This is a genomic window from Nonomuraea sp. NPDC049684 (assembly GCF_044465345.1).
In the GTDB taxonomy this organism is placed as follows: Bacteria; Actinomycetota; Actinomycetes; order Streptosporangiales; family Streptosporangiaceae; genus Nonomuraea.
This window is the reverse complement of sequence record NZ_JBITLO010000014.1, coordinates 156,625-179,147: the sequence shown is the minus strand read 5'-3', so window position 1 is coordinate 179,147 and position 22,523 is coordinate 156,625. Positions and strand designations below refer to the sequence as shown.

Sequence of the window (22,523 nt, the reverse complement as noted above, 5' to 3'; positions counted from 1 at the left end):
CGGCTAGATCCGGCGCAGGGCCGGCAGGAGCTCCTTCTCCGCCCAGTCGAAGAACGGCTCCTGCTGGTCGTGCCCGATCTGCACGAGCGCCACGTGCGTGTACCCGGCGTCGGCGAACTTCTTGACGCCCTGCACGACCGCGTCCAGGTCGTCGCCGCAGGGCACGCTCTCGGCGACGTCCTCCGGGCGTACCGAGCCGGCCGCGGCGGCGAAGTTCACCGGGCCGGGCAGCTCGGCCATGACCTTCCAGCCGCCGACGCCCGACCAGCGCCACAGCCGGTGGGCCCGCTCCTTGGCGGCCTCGGGGTCGGTGTCGTAGGCGATGGGGAGCTGGCCGTAGACCGGCTTGCCCTGCCCGCCCGCGGCGTGGAACTGCTGCACCACCTCGGGCATCGGGTCGTTGATGACCAGCACGTCGCCCAGCTCCGCGGCGATCTCGGCCGACCGGCCGCCGGAGGCGGCGATGCCGATCGGCACCTGCTCGTCCGGCAGGTCGTAGAGCTTGGCGGAGTCGACGTCGAAGAACTCGCCCTGGTAGGTGACGTACTCGCCGCTGAACAGCTCCTTGATGATCTGCACGGCCTCGGCGAACATCCGGTGCCTGGTGTCCACCGGCGGCCAGCCCTCGCCGACGACGTGCTCGTTGAGGTTCTCGCCGGCGCCCAGGCCCAGGGTGAACCTGCCCTCGCTCAGCACCCCCATCGTGGCCGCCTTCTGCGCCACCACGGCCGGGTGGTAGCGCATGATGGGGCAGGTCACGTACGTCATGAGCGGCAGCCGCTCGGTCACCTGCGCCGCCGCGCCCAGCACCGACCAGCAGTACGGCGAGTGGCCCATCTCCTCGATCCACGGGAAGTAGTGGTCGGAGATGACCGCGTAGTCGAAGCCGACGCGCTCGGCGGTGGCGGCGTAGTCCACCAGTTCGCGGGCCGGCGTCTGCTCGGACATCAAGGTGTAGCCGATTTGTACCATGTGGTCGGGCTACCCAGGTTTGTCCGGATTAGGGTCGGGCGTCCGGAGATCAATCGTCACTGCGGAGCTCCTCGATCACCAGCCCCAGGCCGATGGCCAGCAGCCAGAGGTCCTTGGACAGGCCGATGCCCTGCTGGGTCGGGCGCAGGCTGCCCTCCTCGCGCATGCCCGGCGTCCTGAGATAGAGCCCGAGCAGGCCCGCGGCGAACGCGGTCAGCCCCGCGCCGGCCAGCAGCGACGGCACGAACGGCAGGACGAGCGCGGCCCCGAGGGCGAGCTCGCCCTTCGACAGCAACCGGGTGAAGGCCACCGGGTCCTGGCCGCGCAGGAACGGGTACGTGCCCGCGGCCATGCCGTGCAGGCCGGCCGCCGTCTGCTCGTCGGCCTTGCTCTTGCCGATCCCGGAGTTGAGGATGATGGCGGCGGCGGCCAGGCGGCCAGGGAGCTGGTGCGGCCGGACGAAAATTCGCATGATTCCTCACAGTGTGTGATTTGTGGGCGTTTGGCTCCTTCCCTGCCGCTCTCCGCACATCCGGGACATCGGACGGTCTTGGCTGTTCGCGGACGGTGGACCCCGCTGTGAGAGAAAATCTTTAGCTGGTTTGGTGTCTCGCATTAGTGTCTAGCTGTGACATATGGCGCATACCTGAGATATCCACATCTGTCCGGTGACCTGGTCACCTTCGTCGCCGACGACGATGTCTGGCTCGCCCCCGTCGCCGGCGGCCGGGCCTGGCGCTTCACCGCCGACCGCGTGCCGGTCTCCTCCCCGCGGTTCGCGCCCGACGGCTCGCGCATCGCGTGGACCAGCGGCAAGGAAGGCGCCCCCGAGGTGTTCGCGGCCGAGCTCGACGGCGCGGAAGGCACCCGGCTGACGCACTGGGGCAACGCCATGACCGGCGTCCGCGGCTGGACCGCGGACGGGGCCGTGCTCGCGGTCAGCTCCACCGGGGAGGCGTCGCGCACCCGGCTGTGGGCGTACGCCGTCCCGCTCGACGGGGGGCCGGCCGGGCGGCTGCCGTACGGGTGGGTCAGCGATGCGGCCGTCAGCGGCGCGAAGGTGGCCACGGTGTCGCCGGTCTGGCGCGAGCCGTCCCAGTGGAAGCGCTACCGGGGCGGCACGGCGGCCAAGATCTGGGTCGACGCCGACGGCGACGGGGAGTTCGTCAGGCTGTTCGCCGACAGCCCCGCCCAGTACTGGGCGGTGAACTGGGTCGGCGACCGGATCGTCTACCTGTCCGACGCGGACGGCGTGGGGAACCTCTACTCGGCCCTTCCCGACGGGTCCGACGTGCGCCGGCACACCAGCCACGACGAGTTCTACGCCCGTCACGCCACGAGCGACGGCGAGCGGGTGATCTACAGCCACGCGGGGGACCTGTGGCTGCTGGAGAGCCTGGACGCCGAGCCGTACAAGCTGGAGGTGAAGCTCGGCGGCCCGCGGCCGGGACGCGCGCGCCGGCCCGCGCCCACGCGCGTCGGCGGCTTCTCCCCGGACGCGACCGGGCGGGCCAGCGCGGTCGAGATCCGCGGCACCGCGCACTGGGTGACCCACCGCGACGGTCCCGCCGGCGCGCTCCGGGTGGAACCCGGCGTGCGGGTCCGCCTGCCGCGCGCCCTCGGCGCCGACGGCCGGGCCGTGTGGGTCTCCGACGCCGGCGGCGAGGACGGCCTGGAGATCGGCACCCCCGGCGGCGAGATCAGGAGCCTGGCCGGCGGGCAGCTCGGCAGGGTGCTCGAACTGACCGCCGCCCCCGACGGCAAGCACGCGGCCGTGGCCACGCACGACGGGCGGCTGCTGGTCGTGGACCTCGAATCGGGCGACCTGCGGGAGCTCGACCGCACCACCCAGGGCGACATCAGCGGGGTCTCCTTCTCGCCGGACTCCGGCTGGCTGGCCTGGGTGCACCCCGACCACGAGCCGCTGTCGCAGATCAAGATGGGCCGCGTGGACGGCACGTCGGTGATCGACGTGACGCCGCTGCGCTTCTCCGACTACGACCCGGTGTTCACCAAGGACGGCAAGCACCTGGCCTTCCTGTCGGTGCGCACGTTCGACCCGGTGTACGACGCGCACGTGTTCGACCTGTCGTTCCCGGCGGGCTGCCGGCCGTACATCGTGCCGCTGCAGGCCGCCACGCCGTCGCCGTTCGACCCCTCGTTGCAGGGACGCGGGTTCAACGGGGAGGACGACAAGCCCGGCAAGGACGACAAGAAGGATGACGCGCCGCCGCGTACCGAGGTGGACCCGGAGGCGCTGGCCTCCCGCGTGGTGCCCGTACCCGTGCCGGCGGGCCGCTACGGCAACCTCAGGACCGCCAAGGACGCGCTGCTCTGGCTCCGCCATCCCCTGACGGGCCAGCTCGGCGACGGCACCGAGCCGGTGAGCGAGACCGTGCTCGAACGCTACGACCTCAAGAAGCGCGCCAAGGCCGAGCTGGGCAAGGAGGTGCGGGCCTTCGAGGTCAGCGGCGACGGCACCAGGCTCGTCACCAACGGCAAGAACGGCCTCCAGACGCGGGCGGCCGGCGAGGGCGACGAGGTCGTCACGATCGACCTCGACCGGATCACCGTCCAGATCGACCCGGTCGCCGAATGGCGCCAGGGCTACCGCGAGGCCGGGCGGCTCATGCGCGACCACTTCTGGCGCGAGGACATGGGCGGCGTCGACTGGCAGGCCACGCTCGACCGGTACGAGCCGCTGGTCGACCGCCTCGGCTGCCACTCCGAGCTGATCGACCTGCTGTGGGAGGTGCAGGGCGAGCTGGGCACCTCGCACGCCTACGCCAGGGGCCACGACGGCGTCAGCGACCCGCGCCGCCGCCAGGGCCTGCTCGGCGCCGACCTGGCCAAGGACGAGGACGGGACCTGGCGCGTCGAGCGCATCCTGCCGGGCGAGACCTCCGACCACGCGGCCCGCTCGCCGCTGCTCGCGCCCGGCGTCGCGATCCGTCCCGGCGACGCGATCGTGGCGGTGGGCGGGCGTCCGGTCGATCCGGTACGCGGCCCGCTCGCGCTGCTGTCCGGCACTGCCGACCGGCCCGTGGAGCTGACCGTGCGGCCCGCGGCCGGCGGCTCGACGCGCCGGGTCGTCGTCACCCCGCTCGCCGACGACAGCCAGCTCCGCTACCACGACTGGGTGGAGAGCCGGCGGGCCTTCGTCCGCGAGTCGTCCGGCGGGCGGCTCGGTTACCTGCACGTCCCGGACATGGTGGCCTCGGGGTGGGCGCAGTTCCACCGCGACCTGCGTACCGAGATGGCCTTCGACGGGCTGGTCGTGGACGTGCGCGAGAACGGCGGCGGGCACCTGTCCGAGCTGGTGCTGGAGAAGCTGTCGCGCAAGGTCACCGGCTGGGCGCGGGCCCGCGGCTACGAGCCGATGCGCTACCCCGAGGACTCGCCCCGCGGGCCCATCGTGGCCGTCGCCGACGAGTTCGCCGGGTCCGACGGCGACATCGTCAGCGCCGGGATCAAGAACCGCGCCCTCGGCCCGCTCGTCGGCACCAGGACCTGGGGCGGCGTCATCGGCATCGACTCGCGCTACTCCCTGGTGGACGGGACCGTGGTGACCCAGCCGCGGTACGCGTTCTGGCTGGAGGGGCCGGGCTGGGGCGTGGAGAACCACGGCGTCGATCCGGACGTCGAGGTCGTGATCACGCCGCAGGACCGGGTGGCGGGCCGCGACCCGCAGCTGGCGAAGGCCGTCGAGCTGGCGCTCGCCGCGCTGGAGGAACGTCCGGCCGCCACCCCGCCGGAACTGCCGCCGCTGACCTGATCGCGCTGAAGGGGCGGCCCATCGGGGCCGCCCCTTCAGCCTGGCGTTCCGTCCGGCGGGGCCTCGGAGCCCGTCGGGTCGGCCGCCCTCTCAGCTCAGCCTGGTGAGGATCTCCGAGAGCACCGGTTCGGTCGTCGCGAAGTTCAGCCGTACGTAGTCCGCGCCGCCCGGCCCGAACGACGCGCCGTCGTTGAGCCGCACCCGGGCCTCCCGCTCGATGACCTCGGCCATGCCCGGCTGCCCGGTGTGCAGCCACGCCAGGTAGGTGGCCTGGGGCATCCGGTACCCGAACCGGTCCGGCAGCCGCTCGGCGATCAGCCGGCGGTTGCGGTCGAGCAGCGCCCGCGTCCGGTCCAGCCAGGCGTCGCCGTGCCGCCAGGCCGCGACCGTGGCCTCCACCCCGAACAGGTGCGTCGACCCGAAGAGGAACGGCGGCTGCGCGGCCAGGGCCGCGCGCACCCCGGCGTGCCCGATGTGGGCGACCGAGCAGCGGATGCCGCCCAGGTTGAACGCCTTCGTGGCCGAGGTGAGGGTGACCGTGCGCTCGGGCAGGATCGTCGCGAAGGGGATGTGCCTGTGGGGCTCGTAGGCGAGGTCGGCGTGGATCTCGTCGGCCAGCACCAGCAGGTCGTGGCGCTCGGCCTGCTCGGCCAGCGCCTCCAGCTCGGCGCGGGTGAACACGCGGCCCGTCGGGTTCTGTGGGTTGACCAGCAGGAGCACCCGGCAGCCGGACAGGTCGGGCACCTCGAACCGCCACGCGTCGCCGTCCGGTTCGAGCTGGATGGGGACGAGCGGACGTTCCATGACATCGAGGGTCGTCAGGAACGGGTGGTAGGCCGGGGTGTGCAGCGCGATGCCGTCCCCCGGCTCGGTCCAGAGGTGCAGCAGCACCTGGAGGGCCTGGTTGATGTCGCTGAACGTGTGGACGTGCGAGGGGTCGGCCGTCCAGCCGTGGCGGGCGGCCATGCGCTCGGCGAACGCCTCGGCCAGGGGGCCGGCCTGCGGCTTGTCCAGCCAGGTCGGGTAGCCGAGGTCGCCGGCGGCGCGGCGGGTCAGGGCCTCGATCACCTCGGGGGCGGTGGACAGGTCCATGTCGGCGATCCAGGCGGGGATGACACCGGGGGCGGTGATTGCCCATTTGAGACCGTCATGCGTCTCTTTGAGGTCCTTCATCTCTTTGGAGGCGGGGGTCTCTTTTGGGGCATTCGTGTCGGTCACGGGCACAGTTTAGGAGTGCGCGGTGTGGCGGTATGAGGGGGCCTTACGCCGGTTCGTGCGGACAGTGGGCGTTGCGAAGGCGTCGAACCGGGGATGGGACGTCCGGGTCGGGGCGGTGCGCGGGGCCGGCCGCGTTCTGTTCCGGGGCCCGAAGGAACGTCCCGGGAGAAGGGTGAACCGACGCCGCCCCCCACGCGAGGCCGATAAGGGCCTCGACGTCGGAGGGCGGCGTTCGGTGCGTGCGACGTGCGAGGAATCGCCACATGGCGCCGGCGATCACAGCTCCCCGTGCGAGGGGGGCCGGATCGCGGGAAGTCGAACGGCGGCCGCGGCCTCTTAAAGGGCGGCCGACCGGCGGATGGACTAGAGGCGGCGGAGGACGGCCACCACCTTGCCCAGAACGCTGGCCTCGTCACCGGGGATGGGCTCGTAGTTCGAGTTGTGAGGCACCAGCCACACGTGCCCGTCCTTGCGCTTGAAAGTCTTGACCGTGGCCTCGCCCTCGATCATGGCGGCCACGATGTCACCGCTCTCGGCGACCGGCTGCTGGCGGACGACCACCCAGTCGCCGTCGGCGATGGCGGCCTCGATCATCGAGTCACCGGCCACCTGGAGCAGGAAGAGCGTGCCCTCGCCGACGAGCTGCTTGGGAAGGGCGAAGACGTCCTCCACGCTCTCCTCGGCCAGGATCGGGCCACCGGCGGCGATGCGGCCCACGAGCGGGACGTAGGCGGCGGTCGGCCGGCTCACCGGGGCCTCGTCGTCGGTGGCGTCGGGGTCGACCCACAGCACGGGCTCGCCGGGCAGGCGCACCTCCAGCGCGCGCGGCCGGTGCGGGTCGCGGCGCAGGTATCCCTTGCGCTGCAGGGCGGTCAACTGGTGCGACACGCTGGACGTGCTCGTCAGCTGCACGGCCTCGCCGATCTCGCGCATCGAGGGCGGGTAGCCGCGCTGCTGCACCGAATCGCGGATCACTTCGAGGATCTTGCGCTGCCTGGGTGTCAGGCCCAGGGAGTCGCGCCGGCGCACCGCGAGGTCTGTGACCCCGTTAGCGTCTTCCCGCTCGCTCATGCTCTTCCTCCTCGCCTGGCGGCGGCCCGCCTCACCGGCGAACCTCCCGGTCCGTGGTCTTGATGTCGCACACAGCGACCGTATCGCTGTTGAAGATCATCTTCAAACAATTGTTCGAGTCTTCCTCGAAATTGTCGCCAGCGTGGTGTACAACATCGTACGGGAGTTCGATCGACACCGTGTTCGATTTGCTGATCTTATTTTGGCCGTTTCCTCGGGCCAGACGGCGGGAGGCCAATCGTGCGAACGACCCCGAGCACCGACCCGACCAGCGAAGACGCCAACCGGCTCACCCTCATCGCCGACGCCACCCGGGGCGGCGGCCGACGTGGAGACGACCCGCAAACCGGCTCCGGCCGCCGTGAGAATCCGGGAAGACGACCGGCTCCCGATTCGAACACCCGGCGACGCCGCGTGGGCGGCCCCGGGGGTGCCACCCATGGCTCGGGCCGCCCCCGGCTGTGGCTGGTTCCCTCCCCGCGTCCGGACGAGGACACGGAGGCTGAACGGACGCTGTCCCAGGAGCGCGGTGGACAGCCTCTCACCGACGACACCCGCGCCGCTCGCCGCCGGGTCGAAGGCACACAGGGCATGCCCGGCACGGACGTGACCAAGCCTCCCGCCCGCCCACCCGAGCCCGCCGCCCGGCGCCGCCGGCCACCCGAAGCAGCCGGACAACGTTCGGAGGAGCTGGGAAGCCGAGGTCCGGCGGAGGGGTCGGGTAGGCGCGGCGAGGAGGAGGCGTCAGGAGGCCGAGGTTTGGCGGAGGCGTCGGGGAGGCGAGGTCAGGGGGGCCGTGCGGCGCGACCGGCGGGCCGGAGCTCGGCGATCCCGCCGGAAGGAGAGCGGGAGCGCCGGGCGGAGACCCGAGCGGACCGCCCTTGGGAACGGCGGCGTCCAGGGGAGGCCACGGGCCGGCCCGAGCTTCGCAGGCGGCGCTCCGGTGAGCCCACGGCCTCGCCCGAGACGCGAAGGCGGCGCTTGGGCGACTCGCCCGAGCAGCCCGAGACAGAGGGGCGACGCCGCAAGAGGGGCGAGCGGCTGGGCGGGCAGGGGCGGCGCTCGGGACGGACGGCGGAGCGGTTCATGGCACGGGGGTCGCGCTCCGGGGAGGCCATGGGCCGGGATCGGGGGCAAGTGGTGAGCGGGCCGGGGGGCTCGCGGCGCCGGGGGGCGCGGAGGAACGGGGGTTCTGGTGACGATGAGGCTCGCAGGGGGCGGGAGATGTTGGGACGTGTTGTGGGGGCGGAAAGCGCTCCGGCCGGTGACGGTGCGGGGCTTGCGCGGAGTCGTCGTACGTCGCGGCGACGGCGGGGGCGGGGTGCCGGGGTGGTTTCTGTGGGGACTGGCGTCAAGGCTCCGGCTCCTCCGGTGCGGCTGACCCGCCGGGGGCGGATCGTGCTGCTGGTGGTGGTGATGGTGTCGCTGTCCCTGGGCGGCTTCTGGCTCGGGACGCGGGCGGCCGGGCACGCGGCTGCGGGCGTCGGGGTGTCCGGCGATTCCACGGTGGGCGCCGAGGTGCCTGGCCGCGCGGCCGTCAGTGCCGGGCTGCCTGGCCGGGCGAGCTCGCCGTGGGCGGCGGTCGGCTGAGGGAGCAGTCGCGCTGGAGGACACCTGGCCGAGCGGTCGCTCAACAGGCACTCCACAGGTTCTCAACATCGGCCTGGCTACCTTCGCGGTGTCCAGTACGACGAGCACCAAGGAGAACTCGATGCGAACGTTCAACACGATGGTCGTCGGTGCGGCGGTCGCCGCCGCGGCTCTGACGGCGGGCGCCCCTGCGCAGGCCTCCGTCCAGACCGGCGCCCAGACCTTTGCCACCACCGTCACCACGGCTGGCGCGGCGGCCGGCTCGGCGACGATGTCGTGCCGTGAGGTGCGTGTGTACCGTCCGGAGATGCGCAAGGGACACGTGGCCGCGACGGGCTGGGCGATTGGCTGCTCCAGCAACCAGCGCGTCAAGATCATGCTGCAGCGCAAGCGCTGGTGGGGCTGGCAGAACATCTCCAGCGCCTCCTGGTACGGGGCCGGCAAGAGGACGTTGTACAAGGGCTGCAAGCGGGGGGACACCTTCACCTACCGCCTGCAGGGCCAGGTCAGCTACTACGCGGGAAGCAAGTACGTCGTCCACAACGGCTGGAGCCCCACGATGCGCGCGAAGTGCCCGTGACGCGCTCGGTCCGCCACCGCGTGGGGTGACCATCCAGAGCGTCAGTGACGCTCGGCGATCTTGAGGCGTAGGGGGGCGCATGGAGACGGCCACCGCGCGATCATTCGGAGTCCGTGAAGACACCCGAAGATCGTGCGGTGGCCGCTGCCGCAGCGCTGCCCCTGGCGGCTGGTTGGGTACTTTCAACGAACTGGCCTCCTGTCGCCATTAGGCAACTGCTCGACACTGCCTCTACAAGCCGCGCGGCGGCGCCGGTGCGGCGGCTCAGGGGCACCGGGCGATGGGTGGTCGGCGAGGGGCAGATCCCAACCGTGATCGTGATGTGGCGCGCGCATTGGAGTGCTGAGAAGCGGGGGCCTCTGGGGGCAGGGGTTGGCTCAAGGGGGTGAGCCGTCTGGGGGGCAAAGGGAGCAGGACCCAGCGGGCGAGGGGAGGGGCGAACTCAAGGATGCGGGCCGTCCGGTGGGGACGGGGTCGGATCGGCTCAAAGGAGCAGGACCGAGAGGGTGGGGGCAAGGGGGCCCAGGGCGAGGCGCTGCGTTCCGCGCGCGTCGGCGCCCTGCGTTCCGCGCGCGTCGGTGAGAAGGGGGCTGCCGCGGGGTTCTGGGGTGAGTTGTGGGGGTAGGGGAGGGGGCTTCGGGGGTGGTGGGAGGTGGGGGGAGGCCGTGGGCTCCGGTACCTTTGTGGGGCCTGTTTGGGCTGGTCGCCGTCGGGGCGACGGGGCCGGTCGGGTGAGGCGCGCGAGGGGCCGGCCGGGGCGACACGCCCGGGGCCCGTGTGACTGAGGGGCTGATCAGCGACTTCAGCTCCACGGTGTTGCTCAACTTGCGTTCATGGTCGCGCGCTTCTACGGTTGGACCACAACATCTAGTAGTTACACCGATGTCGGTTCACCACACCTTGTGTTTCCGTGACCGCACCATGGCGAGCCGTGGGGCGTGCGCGAGCGTACCGCGGCGAGGGTTTTACGCGTGTGGTGGGCCGGGCGGGTCGAGGAGGCGAAGCCGTGCACTGTCCGTTCTGTCGCCACCCTGACACCAGGGTCATCGACAGCCGGTCCACGGACGACGGCGCGGCCATCAGGCGCCGCCGCACCTGTCCCGAGTGCGGGCGCAGGTTCACCACGCAGGAGACCGTCCTGCTGATGGTGAGCAAGCGTAGCGGGGTGACGGAGCCGTTCTCGCGGGACAAGGTCGTCGCGGGCGTGCGGCGGGCCTGTCAGGGCAGGCCGGTCAGCGAGGACTCGCTGGCGCAGCTCGGGCAGCGGGTAGAGGAGGCCATCCGGGCCAAGGGCGCGGCCGAGCTGCCGTCGAACGAGGTGGGCCTGGCGATCCTCGGCCCGCTCCGGGAGCTCGACGAGGTGGCCTACCTGCGATTCGCATCGGTTTATCGCGGTTTCGAGAGCCTGGCGGACTTCGAGGCCGAGATCTCACAGTTGAAGGCGGAGAAGGGGGAGTCATGACGGACACGGCCAGCGGTTCAGTGGCGCGCGGGGGTAAGCGGCCGCGTAAGGGGCTGAGGATGAAGCGGATCTTCACGAAGCCCGGCGTGCACCCGTATGACGAGGTCCAGTGGGAGCGCCGTGACGTCGTGATGACGAACTGGCGCGACGGCTCGATCAACTTCGAGCAGCGGGGTGTCGAGTTCCCCGAGTTCTGGTCGGTGAACGCGGCCAACATCGTGACGACCAAGTACTTCCGCGGCGCGGTCGGCACGCCGCAGCGCGAGTGGAGCCTCAAGCAGCTCGTCGACCGGGTGGTCGGCGTCTACACCCGCACGGGCGTCGAGCACGGCTACTTCGCCAGCGACGAGGACGCCGAGATCTTCGACCACGAGCTCAAGCACGCGCTGGTCCACCAGGTCTTCGCGTTCAACTCGCCGGTCTGGTTCAACGTGGGCACCGCCTCGCCGCAGCAGGTCAGCGCCTGTTTCATCCTCTCCGTGGACGACCAGATGGAGTCGATCCTGGAGTGGTACAAGGAAGAGGGCGTGATCTTCAAGGGCGGTTCGGGGTCGGGCGTCAACCTGTCCCGCATCCGTTCGTCCAAGGAACTGCTCTCCAGCGGCGGCACGGCCAGCGGGCCGGTCAGCTTCATGCGCGGCGCGGACGCCTCGGCGGGCACGATCAAGTCGGGCGGCGCGACGCGCCGGGCGGCCAAGATGGTCGTGCTCGACGTCGACCACCCCGACATCGAGGAGTTCATCGAGACCAAGGCGCGCGAAGAGGACAAGATCCGCGCCCTGCGTGACGCCGGTTTCGACATGGACCTGGGCGGCAAGGACATCGTCTCCGTCCAGTACCAGAACGCCAACAACTCGGTGCGGGTCTCCGACGAGTTCATGCGCGCGGTGGAGAAGGGCGACCAGTTCGGCCTGCGCGCCCGCCTGACCGGCGAGGTCATCGAGAAGATCGAGGCCAAGGACCTCTTCCGCAAGATGGCCAAGGCCGCCTGGGAGTGCGCCGACCCGGGTGTGCAGTACGACGACACGATCAACGACTGGCACACCACGCCGGAGACCGGCCGGATCACCGCCAGCAACCCGTGCTCGGAGTACGTGCACCTGGACAACTCCTCGTGCAACCTGGCCAGCATCAACCTGCTGAAGTTCCTGAAGGACGACAACACCTTCAACGTCGCCGACTTCGTCAAGCTGACCGAGCTGATCATCACCGCGATGGACATCTCGATCACCTTCGCCGACTTCCCGACCGAGCGCATCGGCGAGACCACGCGGGCCTACCGCCAGCTCGGCATCGGCTACGCCAACCTGGGCGCGCTGCTCATGGCCACGGGCCACGCCTACGACTCCGACGGCGGCCGCGCGGTGGCCGGGGCGATCACGTCGCTGATGACCGGTGTGTCCTACCGGCGCAGCGCCGAGCTGGCCGGGGTGGTGGGCGCGTACGACGGCTATGCCCGCAACGCCGAGCCGCACAAGCGGGTCATGCGCAAGCACGCCGCCGCCAACGACAACCTGCGCACGGTCGGCACCATGGACGCGAAGATCCACGCCGAGGCGTCGCGCCAGTGGTCGGAGTGCCTGAAGGTCGGCGAGAAGAACGGCTACCGCAACGCCCAGGCCAGCCTGCTCGCCCCCACGGGCACCATCGGCCTGATGATGGACTGCGACACCACCGGCATCGAGCCCGACCTCGCGCTGGTCAAGTTCAAGAAGCTGGTCGGCGGCGGCTCGATGCAGATCGTCAACCAGACGATCCCGTGGGCGCTCAGGCAGCTCGGCTACCAGCAGGAGCAGATCGAGGCCATCGTCGAGTACATCGCCGAGCACGGCCACGTCGTCGACGCCCCCGGCCTGCGCACCGAGCACTACGAGGTGTTCGACTGCGCGATGGGCGAGCGGGCCATCGCGCCGATGGGCCACGTGCGGATGATGGCGGCGACCCAGCCGTTCCTGTCCGGCGCGATCTCCAAGACGGTCAACCTGCCGGAGTCGGCCACGATCGACGACATCGAGCAGGTCTACCTGGAGGGCTGGAAGCTCGGCCTGAAGGCGCTGGCCGTCTACCGCGACAACTGCAAGGTCGGCCAGCCGCTGTCGGCCGGCAACGGCGCCAAGAAGGACGAGCCGAAGGCCGTCGAGGCCGAGCCCGAGGTCAAGGTCATCGAGGTCAACCGGCCGACCCGGCGGCGCATGCCCAACCAGCGTCCCAGCATGACCACCCGCTTCACCGTGGGCGGCGCCAAGGGCTACATGACCGCTTCGTCCTACCCTGACGACGGGCTCGGCGAGGTCTTCCTCAAGATGTCCAAGCAGGGCTCGACGCTGGCGGGCGTCATGGACGCCTTCTCGGTGGCGATCTCCATCGGCCTCCAGTACGGGGTGCCGCTGGAGACGTACATGAGCAAGTTCGTGAACATGCGGTTCGAGCCGGCAGGCATGACGGACGACCCGGACATCCGGATGGCCACGTCGGTGATGGACTACATCTTCCGCCGCCTGGCCCTCGACCACCTGCCCTACGACGAGCGGGCGGCGCTGGGCATCTTCTCGGCGGCCGAGCGCGCCGCGCAGCAGCGCGGCGAGGACCCGGCGGCGCTGCCGGAGGCGGTCGACCGGGAGGCGCTGGCCCAGTCGGCGCCCATCGAGAAGCCCAAGGAGGAGCCGAAGGAGGAGCCGGTCCGGGAGCTGACGCTGGAGAGCCACCAGCGCTTCACCGCCGACGCGCCGCTCTGCATGACCTGCGGCACCAAGATGCGGCCGGCCGGAAGCTGCTACGTGTGCGAGGGCTGCGGCTCGACCAGCGGCTGCAGCTGATCGTCCGCTTGGTTCGACGCTGAACTGAGATGAGGGGGCCCGGGAACGGGCCCCCTCATCGGCGTTCCGGGGGTCAGGCTCCGGTCAGCAGGTCGCGCAGGACGTCGGGTTTGTCGGTGATGATGCCGTCCACCTGGTACGTCACCAGGCGTTGCATGACGTCGGGGCTGTCGACCGTCCAGGCGAAGACCTTCATGCCGTGCTCGTGGGCCAGCTTCACGTACGAAGGCGTGAGCGCGGCGTACGGCGGGTTGACGTGGTCGGCGAACCGGGCCAGGCCGGGCAGCGCGGCGGCGCCCGGCGTGCCGAGCAGCCCGATCGGCACGCCGGGCAGCAGCCGGTGGAAGGCGCGCATCGAGTCCCAGTCGAACGACTGCACCACCAGCCGCCCCGGCGCGAGCCAGGAGGGCTCGGCGCGCAGCGCGCGGACGATGCGGGCCTCGATGCCCGGGTAGAGCTTCGGCTCCTTGACCTCCAGCAGCATCCCGGCGCGGGATCCGGCCGTCGCGCGCAGCGCCTCCTGAAGGGTCGGCACCCGCTCGCCGGTGTACTCCCGGTCGAACCAGGAGCCCGCGTCCAGCCTGCGGATCTGCGCGAGCGTGAGGTCGCGCACCCGCCAGGGCGCCAGGCCCGGCAGGGCGCGCTCGGCGTCGGTGGTGCGGGCGAGGGTGGTGTCGTGCATCAGGACCAGCTCGTGGTCCTTGGTCTCCTGGACGTCCAGCTCGAACAGGTCGGCCCCCTGGCGGGCGGCGAGCTGGAAGGCTGCGACGGTGTTCTCCGGCGCGTACGCCGACGCGCCCCGATGGGCGACGTTGAGCACCGCGCCGACCGCAGTGTCGACGGCAGTGTCGACCGCAGTGTCGACGGCGGCGGCGGCGGGCGGGGAGGCCAGGGGGAGGAGGGCGAGGGGCAGGAACAGGGCGAGTCGCCGCAACATGGATCTCCTCGGTGGGGGAGAGACCGACAACCCCGACCATGACCAGCAAGGATGACCGTGAGTTGAGGGCAGAGTAACGCAGCGGTGCCCAACCGATGAGACTTCGACACGCGGACATGCGTGAGGGCGGGCCGCCCGCGGCGGCCCGCCCTCAGCTGACACCGGCTACTTCAGTCCGGCGTCCAGCGCGGTGGTGAGGACGCCCGGGTCGCCGGACATCTCCCAGATCATCGCGCCCAGCAGGCCCTTGCTCTTCAGCCAGGCCGTCTTCTTGCCGATCGACCAGGCGTCGTCGAACGTCCACCACTGCCCGTTGTTGCCGGTGTAGCAGTAGGTGGCGACGGCGACCTCGTCGTGCCGGACCGTGCAGCCGGGCACCATGGCCAGCAGGTTGCTGTAGCCGCGGGTGCCCGCCTCCTCCTGGAACTGGCCGGGAGCCGCGCCGTGCGCGTCCTGCCACTCGCCGGCCCTGCCGCCGTCGGTCACCTGCTGCCAGCCGCGGCCGTAGTAGGCCAGGCCGATGGTCAGCTTGCGGGGGTTGACGCCGGCCTGGAGGTAGACGTCCACGGCCTTCTCGACGCTGAAGTCCGGGTTGTACGGACTGTCCGCGTCGAGGTACAGGTTGCCCTGGTGGCCGGTGCGGTTCGGCTCCCAGGAGTTGTCGCTGCCCGCGCCGTGGAAGTCGTAGCCCTGGATGTTGAAGATGTCCAGCGACTTGGCGACCTCGGGCAGGTCCCAGCCGGCGGCGATCTTGGCCGGGTCGGCCGGGGTGAACGCCGTGAGCTGGTACCGCTTGCCGGTCGTCGTCGTCAGCGCGTCGAGCTGGCGGCGGAACTCGGCGATCAGCAGCGTGTTGTTGGCCTTGTCGTTCTGGCCGATGTGGTTGCCCGCGTGCCCTTCGGCGCCCGGCCACTCCCAGTCGAGGTCGATGCCGTCGAAGATGCCCGCGGCCGTGCCCGGACCGCCCTTGCCGTTGTAGTCGGGCAGGTTGCCCTTGATGTAGGTGTCGATGCAGGAGGCGACGAACTTCTTGCGGGAGGCGTCGGTCGCCGCCACGTCGGAGAAGTACTTGGAGTACGTCCAGCCGCCGAGCGAGATCAGCACCTTGAGGTTCGGGTACTTCGCCTTGAGCTTCTTGAGCTGGTTGAAGTTGCCCTGGAGCTTCTCCCAGCCGGTGTCGGCGACCCCGTCGACCGACTGGGCGGAGCTGAACGGCCTGCCGTAGTCGGCCTCGGCGTCACCGGCGCCGTCGCCCTGGCTCGGGTCCTGCGGGTCGGACGTGGTGCCCTTGGTGACGCCCTGCAGGCAGGTCAGGTTCTTGGGGTCGATGTTGGCGAAGGCGTAGTTGATGTGGGTCAGCTTCGCCGCGGCCCCGGTGGTGTCCAGGTTGCGGACGAAGTACTGGCGGCCGTATATGCCCCACTGGACGAAGTAGCCGACGCGGGCGTACCCGGTCTCGACGATGTCCGACGTCGTCACCTTCACCGGGGCGGAGGCGGCGGAGAGGTTGTCGTACAGGTCGCGGGCCTTGACCGTGAAGGAGTACTCGGTCGAGGGGGACAGGCCGGAGACGACCGCCGTCGTGCCCGTGACGGTCGTGGCCAGGGTCGAGCCGGTGAAGACGTCGTAGTTGGCCACGCCGGTGTTGTCGGTGGAGGCCGTCCAGGACAGCGTGACGCTGCTGGACGTCTTGGCCGTGCTGCGCAGGCCCGACGGCACCGACGGCGCCTGGGAGTCGTCGGCCGGGTTGCGGGTGGTCACCTTCAGCGGCGCCGAGGCGGCCGACAGGGTGCCCTTGCGGTCCTTGGCCTTGACGGTGAACGTGTACTCGGTGTTCGGCGTCAGGCCGGAGACCGTCCCGGAGGTCTCGGTGACCGAGGCGGCCAGGGCGGAGCCGTTGTAGATCTCGTACCCGACGATGGGCAGGCTGCCCTGGGTGGCGGCGTCCCAGGCGAGCGAGACGGTCTTGGTGGTCTTGACCGGCGAGCGCAGGTTCCCGGGGGCGCCGGGCGGCGCGTCGGGGGTGCCGTCACAGTTGACGTCGTTGATCCGGCAGCTCGTCGGCTCGGCGTTGGCCGTGCTCACCGTGAAGCTCGGGCTGTAGGGCTCGGTGGTCGCGCCCGCGTTCACGGTGGTGTTGTAGTGGACGGGGGTCAGGGTGACGGTCCGCCCGCTCTGGGTGAGTGAGCCGTTCTGGGCGTTGCTCGCGGTGACGCCCGCGGGCAGCTCGAACACGATCGACCAGCCGTTCAGCGCGGTGGTGCTGTTGTTGGCGACGATGAACTTGGCCGAGGTGCCGCTGACGTCGTAGGTGGCGCTGACCGGCGGCTTCGTGGGCGGGTCGCCGCCGGTGCCGTCGCAGTTGGCGCCGTTGATCAGGCAACTCGTCGGCTGGACGGCCGAGCTCAGCGTCACCTTGGGGCTGTAGGGTTCGGTGTTCTTCCCCGCCTGCACGGTGTTGATGTAGAAAGCGGGGGTGAGCGTCACCTTGGTGCCGTTCTGGCGGATGGTGGCGTTCTGGGGGTTGCTCGCGGTGACCCCGGACGGCAGCTCGAAGACGATCGACCAGCCGCTGACGGCGGTCGTGCCCGGGTTGCTCACCAGGAAGGTGCCGGTGTTCCCGGAGAGGGAGAACGTGGCGATGAGGCGGCTCGCGGCCTGTGCGGGAAGGGTGCACATGCCGATGATCACGAGAACGGCGATCAGGGGGGTGACTAATCGGCGCACGTCAAGGACCTTTCTTTAAAGAAAGTTTCCTAACAATTACGCGGATCGTAAGCCCCTCCCACTCAACTTGCAAGAGCCTGTCTGATCTAGCCTGACAAGATGCGAGGGGTGCTGCCGGTCCTGCTGTCGGCGTGGTTCATGGCCCAGTTCGACTTCTTCGTGGTCAACGTGGCCGCGCCGGCCATCGAGCACGACCTGAGCGCCGGTCCGGCGGCCCTGGAGCTGATCGTGGCCGGGTACGCGTTCACGTACGCGGCCGGCATGATCACCGGCGGCCGGCTCGGCGACCGTCACGGCTACCGGCGGCTGTTCGTCCTCGGCGTGGCCGGGTTCACCGTCGCCTCGGTGTTGTGCGGCCTCGCGCCCGGCGCCGCCTGGCTGGTCGCCGCCCGCCTGCTCCAGGGCCTGGCGGGAGCCGTCATGGTGCCCCAGGTGCTGGCCATGATCTCGGCCGTCTACCCGCCGGAGCGCCGCGGCCGCGCCCTCGGCTGGTACGGCGCCGCCGGCGGCCTCGGCTCCATCGCCGGCCAGGTGCTCGGCGGCCTGCTGCTCACCGCCGACGTGTTCGGCCTCGGCTGGCGGGTGATCTTCCTGATCAACCTGCCGGTCGGCCTGGTCGTCGTGCCGCTGGCCCGGTGGCTGCTGCCCGAGGCCGACCGGCGCGAGCCCGTCGCGTTCGATCTGCCGGGCGCGGCGGGGCTGGCCGCCGGGCTGGCGCTGCTGCTGGTGCCGCTCGGCCTCGGCGACAGCCTGGGCTGGCCCGCCTGGACGTGGGCCGCCATGGCCGCGAGCGCGCCGGTGTTCGCGCTGACCTGGTGGTGGCAGCGGACGCTGGCCGCCAGGGGCGGGCAGCCGGTGCTCGACCTCGGCCTGCTCAAGGTCCACTCCTACCTGGCGGGCGTCGGGGCGATCGTCGCGTTCATGGCGTACTTCGCCTCGTTCATGTTCACGCTGACGCTGCTGCTGCAGAACGGGCTTGGGCTCACCGCGTTCCAGGCGGGCCTGGCCTTCGCGCCGATGGGCGTGCTGTTCACCGTGACCTCGCTGCTGGGCACCCGCCTGGTCGGCCGGTACGGGCTGGTCGTCGTCATGATCGGCGGCCTGGTCACCGCCCTGGGGCTGGCGCTGCTGGTGGCCGGGGCCGGGTGGGGGCTGCCGTACGTCATGGTCGCGCTCGTGCTCGTGGGCTCGGGCAACGGACTGGTCCTGCCGCGGCTCATCGGCGCGGCGCTGGTGGAGGTCGCGCCGTACCAGGCCGGCATCGGGTCGGGCGTGCTCAGCACGGCGCAGCAGTTCGCCGGCGCGGGCGGCGTCGCGGTGATCGGGGCGGTCTACTTCGCGGTCGCCGAGGGCGGCCACCACGCGCGGGCCATGCGCTGGTCGGCCGCCATCGATCTGGCGCTGATCCTGCTGGTGGTGGCGATGGTGGCCTACAACCGGCGGCGCGCGATCAGGAAGGCGCCGGGAGCAGGGCCCCGTAGAGCCGTCTCGCCCGGATCCTGACCACCAGCCGGCGGTCGGCGACCATCCGGTGCAGGAACGCCAGCTCGCCCGCGGCGTCACCGAAGGACGGCTGCATGGCCAGCAGCTCCAGCCCCACCTCGTCACCCGGCCGGTCGCTCACGGGGGACAGCTCGGCCTCGCCCTCGGCGACGGCGTAGGAGCCGAAGTCGTCGCTGGTGACGTAGAGCGCGCAGCGGGGGTCCTGGTGCAGGCGGCGCGCGGTGAGCCGGTCGGCGACGGTCGAGATGCGCACCACCCGCCGCGGCGGGTCCCAGGTGTAGACGACCGTGGACAACTGCGGACGGCCGCCGCCGCCGTTGGTGGCGAGCGCGCCGAAGCGCTGGCCGGCGAGCAGCGCTGACAGGTCCTCCTCGGGCAGCTCCAGCGGCTGTGCGCCCATCGCCCCCATCGACCCCATGGCCTCCTGTGACATCCTTCGACCCCCGTCGTGATGCGAAGATGTCAGCCTATCCCGAGTTGTCGGGACAACGACTGGACGTCGGAGATCACCCAGTATTCGGAGAATCGTCCGTCCGTGGCACGCAGGAGGTCGTGCCCGAAGAAGGAGACGGGGGTGCCCGTCGGTGCGCTCGCGCCGGGCAGGCCGCCCCGGTAGGCGCCGGTGAACGTCCAGCGGGCGGCGACCAGGTCGCCGTCGACGGCCGGGCCCACGTCGAGCGTGAGCCGGACGTCGTCGAACGGCTCGTGGCCCTGCCGGATCGCCTCGATCAGCCCGTCGGGGCCGTGCACGTCCGCGCCGGGCCAGTGGCCGACGAACCCGGGGGTCACCAGGTCGTGCGCCAGGGGAAGGTCGCCGTTCCACAGTTCGAGCAGCCAGCGCTCGTACAGTTCGGTCAGCATGGCGGCACGACTACCCGCGCGGGAGGCCGCTAGCCGCAGTTGCCCCAGCTGGTACGGCCGCCGCCGGCGATGGACCCGTCGGTGCCCTGGATCGTGCCCCAGAACTTCACGCAGGCGCCCTTGGCCCAGTACTTGACCGGCCCGGCGTACTGCCCGAACTTGCCGGCGTCGATGCGCATGATCGGGTCCTCCTTCTCGTCCTTGTGCGGCTTGGGCATGACGGTGAGCCTGGCGCTCATCTGCGTCTTCGAGCCGATGAAGCTGGACTTGATGGTGACCACGCAGTTCTGGCCGGTGCCGCGGTTGTACAGGAGGTAGACGGTGCCGTAGCGCTTGCCGCCCTGGGTCTTGACGGGCTTCGCGCCGCCGGAGACGAGCCCGAAGCCCGATCCGCAGACGCCCTGCGGGGTGCTCGCGGCCGTGGCGTTCGCCGGGGTCGCCAGAACGCCGCTGAGACCGATCGCCGCCGTCAGAAGGATTGCCTTTGCGGGCATGCGCACCAGTACGTCCCTTTCGATTGGCCTTGACTGAAGATCTCGACAAGCATGCCCGAAATCTGGTTATCGGTCTAGGCTTTACGGGGGAAAGCGTGGCACCGGTAGGTTGCCGTCATGACTCTCGCCATCATCAACGGATATGTCGTACCGGTCGACGGAGATCCCATCGAGGGCGGCGCCGTCCTGGTCGAGGACGGGAAGATCGTCGCCGTGGGGCGGGACGTGACCATCCCCGGCTCCGCCACCGTCGTGGACGCGGACGGCGGCTGGGTGCTGCCCGGTTTCGTCGAGGCGCACGGCCATCTCGGCGTGTACGAGGAGGCCGAGGGCTGGGCGGGCAACGACACCAACGAGATGACCGACCCCAACGGGGCCCGGCTGCGCGCCCTCGACGCCATCAACCCGGCCGACCAGGGCTTCGCCGACGCGCTGTCCGGCGGCGTCACCACGGTCGTGATCAAGCCGGGCTCGGGCAACCCGATCGGCGGCCAGACGGTCGCGGTCAAGTGCTGGGGCAGGTCGGTCGACGAGATGCTGGTCAGAGAGCCGGTGAGCGTCAAGAGCGCGCTGGGGGAGAACCCCAAGCGCGTCTACGGCGACCAGAAGAAGCTGCCCTCCACCCGGCAGGGCGTGGCCGCGGTGATCCGCGACGCCCTCATGAAGGCGCAGGACTACAAGGCCAGGAAGGCCGCGGCCGAGCGCGAGGACAAGCCGTTCGACCGCGACGGCACGCTGGAGATCCTCGTCCGGGTGCTCGACGGCGAGCTGCCGTGGTGCCAGCACGCGCACCGCGCCGACGACATCGCCACCGCGCTGCGCCTGGCCGACGAGTTCGGCCACCGGCTGATCCTCAACCACGGCACCGAGGGCCACCTGCTGGCCGACACGCTGGCCGAGCGGAACGTGCCGGTCATCATCGGCCCGCTGTTCACCAGCCGGTCGAAGGTCGAGCTGCGGCAGCGCGCCCTGCGCAACCCGGGCATCCTCGCGCGGGCCGGGGTCGAGCTGGCGATCACCACCGACCATCCGGTGGTGCCCATCCACTTCCTCGTCCACCAGGCCACGCTCGCCGTCAAGGAAGGGCTCGACCGGGACACCGCGCTGCGCTCGATCACCGTCAACCCGGCCCGGATCATGGGCCTCGACGACCGGGTGGGCTCGCTGCGTCCCGGCCTCGACGGCGACGTGGTGATCTGGTCGGGCGACCCGCTCGACGTGATGAGCCGGGCGCTGAGGGTGTTCATCGCCGGGCGTGAGGTGTACTCCTACGTGGACGGGGAATCCGTCGTGGCCGATCCCTATTACCGCGAGTCACGGTGATGTAGGCGACTGTCAAGTGCGCGACGGCCGGGAACGCTCATAGTAGGTGCACTGAGTCGGAGAAAGGCGCCCCCCATGACAGCTCCGCTGCCCGCCAAGAGACCCAGCAAGGCGCTCCTGATCGGACTGGTGGTCTCAGGCGTCCTCGCGCTGATCGTCCTCGGTCTCATGCTGCACAAGGGCGGGCCGGTCGGGTTCGGGCTGTCGGCGGTGCTCGGGCTGGCGCCGCTGCCGGTGCTGCTGGCAGCGGTGCTCTCGCTCGACCGGCTGGAGCCGGAGCCGAAGCTGCACCTCGCCTTCGCCTTCGCCTGGGGCGCGGGCCTGGCGATCGTGCTCGGCGTCGGGCTGACGCTGGCCGGACAGGCGCTGTTCCTGCGGGCCGGGTACGGCGCCCAGCTCGTCAACGACGTCGGCACCGTGTTCCTGGCCCCGGTGATCGAGGAGGCGCTGAAGGGGTCGGCGCTGCTGCTGCTCCTGCGCAGGAAGCAGGAGATCGACGGCCTGACCGACGGCATCGTCTACGCCTCCATGGCGGGGCTCGGCTTCGCCGCCGTGGAGAACATCGGCTACTACCTGATCGCCTTCGGCCAGGACGGCACCGGCGCCGCGGTCCGGCTGTTCGTGCTCAGAGGGCTGATCGACCCGCTCGGCCACCCCATCTACACCTCGATGATCGGGCTCGGCGTCGCCTACGCGCTCACGCGCCGCACGCCCGCCAGGTTCGCCGCGATCCCGCTCGGCTACCTGGGCGCGGTCGTCCTGCACGGGCTCTGGAACGGCGCCGCCTCCACCCAGTCGCTGGCCTGGCTGGGCACGGCGTACCTGGTGATCATGGTGGCGCTGGTGCTGCTCATCGTGGTCACCGTCGTCGAACGCCGTCAGCTCGTCTCGAAGATGGGCGTCTACCTGCCCGGCTACGGCAGCACCGGCCTGGTCACGGCGGAGGACCTGAGGATGCTCAGCACGCTCAAGGCCCGCAAGGCGGCCCGCAAGTGGGCCAGGGGCGCCGGGCTCGGCCGCGCGATGAGCGACTACCAGCAGGCGGCGACCGAGCTGACCGTGCTGCACCTGCGGGCCGAGCGGCAGGGCATGGACCCGGCCAGGTTCGCCATGGAACGCGACGCCCTGCTCACCTCCATGGCCCACGCCCGCCGCTGGTAGCCGGGGCCGCCCTCAGCGCCGCCCTCAGCGGTG

17 protein-coding genes are annotated in these 22,523 nt (G+C 71.0%); 8 read left to right on the top strand and 9 right to left on the bottom strand.

What is annotated here, in order from left to right:
• Nucleotides 1–3 precede the first annotated feature (3 nt).
• The gene (locus tag ACIBST_RS36200) at nt 4–972 is read right to left on the bottom strand and encodes a TIGR03557 family F420-dependent LLM class oxidoreductase (RefSeq protein ID WP_352357816.1); all 969 of its coding nucleotides are present in this window, start codon (nt 970–972) and stop codon (nt 4–6) included.
• A gap of 49 nt (nt 973–1,021) precedes the next feature.
• On the bottom strand, nt 1,022–1,444 hold the full coding sequence (locus tag ACIBST_RS36195) for a hypothetical protein (protein WP_397178079.1): 423 nt from the start codon (nt 1,442–1,444) through the stop codon (nt 1,022–1,024).
• A 156-nt stretch (nt 1,445–1,600) separates the two neighbouring features.
• On the opposite strand from ACIBST_RS36195, the gene ACIBST_RS36190 reads away from it, so the two are divergent.
• Entirely contained in the window at nt 1,601–4,747 is a 3,147-nt protein-coding gene (locus tag ACIBST_RS36190; protein WP_397178078.1) for a PDZ domain-containing protein, read from the top strand.
• Nucleotides 4,748–4,837: 90 nt separating this feature from the next.
• On the opposite strand, the gene ACIBST_RS36185 is transcribed toward ACIBST_RS36190, so the two are convergent.
• Nucleotides 4,838–5,965: a MalY/PatB family protein gene (locus ACIBST_RS36185; RefSeq protein ID WP_397178077.1), complete on the bottom strand. Its 1,128-nt coding sequence runs from the start codon at nt 5,963–5,965 to the stop codon at nt 4,838–4,840.
• 363 nt (nt 5,966–6,328) lie between these two features.
• A complete protein-coding gene (lexA, locus tag ACIBST_RS36180) occupies nt 6,329–7,036 on the bottom strand; it encodes a transcriptional repressor LexA (protein ID WP_352357808.1) in 708 nt (235 codons plus the stop codon).
• Nucleotides 7,037–8,374: 1,338 nt separating this feature from the next.
• Between lexA and ACIBST_RS36175 the strand changes: the two genes are divergently transcribed.
• The 4 genes from ACIBST_RS36175 (at nt 8,375) to ACIBST_RS36160 (ending at nt 13,484) form a co-directional block, all read left to right on the top strand.
• Nucleotides 8,375–8,626, top strand: a complete 252-nt coding sequence (locus ACIBST_RS36175) for a hypothetical protein (RefSeq protein ID WP_397178076.1) — start codon at nt 8,375–8,377, stop codon at nt 8,624–8,626.
• A gap of 121 nt (nt 8,627–8,747) precedes the next feature.
• Nucleotides 8,748–9,206, top strand: coding sequence for a hypothetical protein (locus ACIBST_RS36170; RefSeq protein ID WP_397178075.1), 459 nt, complete (start codon nt 8,748–8,750; stop codon nt 9,204–9,206).
• A gap of 1,006 nt (nt 9,207–10,212) precedes the next feature.
• Entirely contained in the window at nt 10,213–10,668 is a 456-nt protein-coding gene (gene nrdR / locus ACIBST_RS36165) for a transcriptional regulator NrdR (RefSeq protein ID WP_103955744.1), read from the top strand.
• Nucleotides 10,665–13,484: a vitamin B12-dependent ribonucleotide reductase gene (locus ACIBST_RS36160; protein ID WP_397178074.1), complete on the top strand. Its 2,820-nt coding sequence runs from the start codon at nt 10,665–10,667 to the stop codon at nt 13,482–13,484. Before nrdR ends, ACIBST_RS36160 begins: the two co-directional genes overlap by 4 nt.
• A 73-nt stretch (nt 13,485–13,557) precedes the next feature.
• On the opposite strand, the gene ACIBST_RS36155 is transcribed toward ACIBST_RS36160, so the two are convergent.
• Nucleotides 13,558–14,421 carry a glycerophosphodiester phosphodiesterase gene (locus ACIBST_RS36155; RefSeq protein WP_397178073.1) on the bottom strand — a complete coding sequence of 288 codons (864 nt, stop codon included), beginning with the start codon at nt 14,419–14,421 and terminating at the stop codon, nt 13,558–13,560.
• Nucleotides 14,422–14,586: 165 nt separating this feature from the next.
• Entirely contained in the window at nt 14,587–17,148 is a 2,562-nt protein-coding gene (locus ACIBST_RS36150; protein ID WP_397178072.1) for a glycosyl hydrolase family 18 protein, read from the bottom strand.
• A gap of 99 nt (nt 17,149–17,247) precedes the next feature.
• Here ACIBST_RS36150 and ACIBST_RS36145 point away from each other — a divergent pair, with 99 nt between their 5' ends.
• The gene (locus ACIBST_RS36145; RefSeq protein WP_397178071.1) at nt 17,248–18,651 is read left to right on the top strand and encodes an MFS transporter; all 1,404 of its coding nucleotides are present in this window, start codon (nt 17,248–17,250) and stop codon (nt 18,649–18,651) included.
• Here the strand turns inward: ACIBST_RS36145 and ACIBST_RS36140 are convergent.
• From ACIBST_RS36140 to ACIBST_RS36130, 3 genes are read right to left on the bottom strand one after another with little or no spacing between them, the layout of a single operon-like run.
• The gene (locus ACIBST_RS36140) at nt 18,599–19,084 is read right to left on the bottom strand and encodes a TIGR03618 family F420-dependent PPOX class oxidoreductase (protein ID WP_397178070.1); all 486 of its coding nucleotides are present in this window, start codon (nt 19,082–19,084) and stop codon (nt 18,599–18,601) included. The two genes, ACIBST_RS36145 and ACIBST_RS36140, sit on opposite strands and share 53 nt — an antisense overlap.
• 29 nt (nt 19,085–19,113) lie before the next feature.
• Nucleotides 19,114–19,512 (bottom strand): ester cyclase, encoded by a 399-nt coding sequence (locus tag ACIBST_RS36135; protein ID WP_397178069.1) that lies wholly within the window; start codon nt 19,510–19,512, stop codon nt 19,114–19,116.
• A gap of 29 nt (nt 19,513–19,541) precedes the next feature.
• Nucleotides 19,542–20,006 (bottom strand): hypothetical protein, encoded by a 465-nt coding sequence (locus tag ACIBST_RS36130; protein ID WP_397178068.1) that lies wholly within the window; start codon nt 20,004–20,006, stop codon nt 19,542–19,544.
• Between the two features lie 117 nt (nt 20,007–20,123).
• Here ACIBST_RS36130 and ACIBST_RS36125 point away from each other — a divergent pair, with 117 nt between their 5' ends.
• Both ACIBST_RS36125 and ACIBST_RS36120 read left to right on the top strand, forming a co-directional pair.
• Nucleotides 20,124–21,329, top strand: coding sequence for an amidohydrolase (locus tag ACIBST_RS36125; RefSeq protein ID WP_397178067.1), 1,206 nt, complete (start codon nt 20,124–20,126; stop codon nt 21,327–21,329).
• A gap of 75 nt (nt 21,330–21,404) precedes the next feature.
• Entirely contained in the window at nt 21,405–22,490 is a 1,086-nt protein-coding gene (locus ACIBST_RS36120; RefSeq protein ID WP_397178066.1) for a PrsW family intramembrane metalloprotease, read from the top strand.
• The last annotated feature ends 33 nt before the right edge of the window (nt 22,491–22,523 follow it).

Excerpts from the sequence above, each read along its gene's own strand:
- ACIBST_RS36160 (WP_397178074.1), top strand. The coding sequence starts at position 10,665 with ATGACGGACACGGCCAGCGGTTCAGTGGCGCGCGGGGGTAAGCGGCCG.
- ACIBST_RS36195 (WP_397178079.1), bottom strand. The coding sequence starts at position 1,444 with ATGCGAATTTTCGTCCGGCCGCACCAGCTCCCTGGCCGCCTGGCCGCC.
- ACIBST_RS36140 (WP_397178070.1), bottom strand. The coding sequence starts at position 19,084 with ATGTCACAGGAGGCCATGGGGTCGATGGGGGCGATGGGCGCACAGCCG.
- ACIBST_RS36120 (WP_397178066.1), top strand. The coding sequence starts at position 21,405 with ATGACAGCTCCGCTGCCCGCCAAGAGACCCAGCAAGGCGCTCCTGATC.
- ACIBST_RS36125 (WP_397178067.1), top strand. The coding sequence starts at position 20,124 with ATGACTCTCGCCATCATCAACGGATATGTCGTACCGGTCGACGGAGAT.
- ACIBST_RS36200 (WP_352357816.1), bottom strand. The coding sequence starts at position 972 with ATGGTACAAATCGGCTACACCTTGATGTCCGAGCAGACGCCGGCCCGC.
- ACIBST_RS36155 (WP_397178073.1), bottom strand. The coding sequence starts at position 14,421 with ATGTTGCGGCGACTCGCCCTGTTCCTGCCCCTCGCCCTCCTCCCCCTG.
- ACIBST_RS36130 (WP_397178068.1), bottom strand. The coding sequence starts at position 20,006 with ATGCCCGCAAAGGCAATCCTTCTGACGGCGGCGATCGGTCTCAGCGGC.
- lexA (WP_352357808.1), bottom strand. The coding sequence starts at position 7,036 with ATGAGCGAGCGGGAAGACGCTAACGGGGTCACAGACCTCGCGGTGCGC.
- ACIBST_RS36170 (WP_397178075.1), top strand. The coding sequence starts at position 8,748 with ATGCGAACGTTCAACACGATGGTCGTCGGTGCGGCGGTCGCCGCCGCG.
- ACIBST_RS36135 (WP_397178069.1), bottom strand. The coding sequence starts at position 19,512 with ATGCTGACCGAACTGTACGAGCGCTGGCTGCTCGAACTGTGGAACGGC.
- ACIBST_RS36145 (WP_397178071.1), top strand. The coding sequence starts at position 17,248 with ATGCGAGGGGTGCTGCCGGTCCTGCTGTCGGCGTGGTTCATGGCCCAG.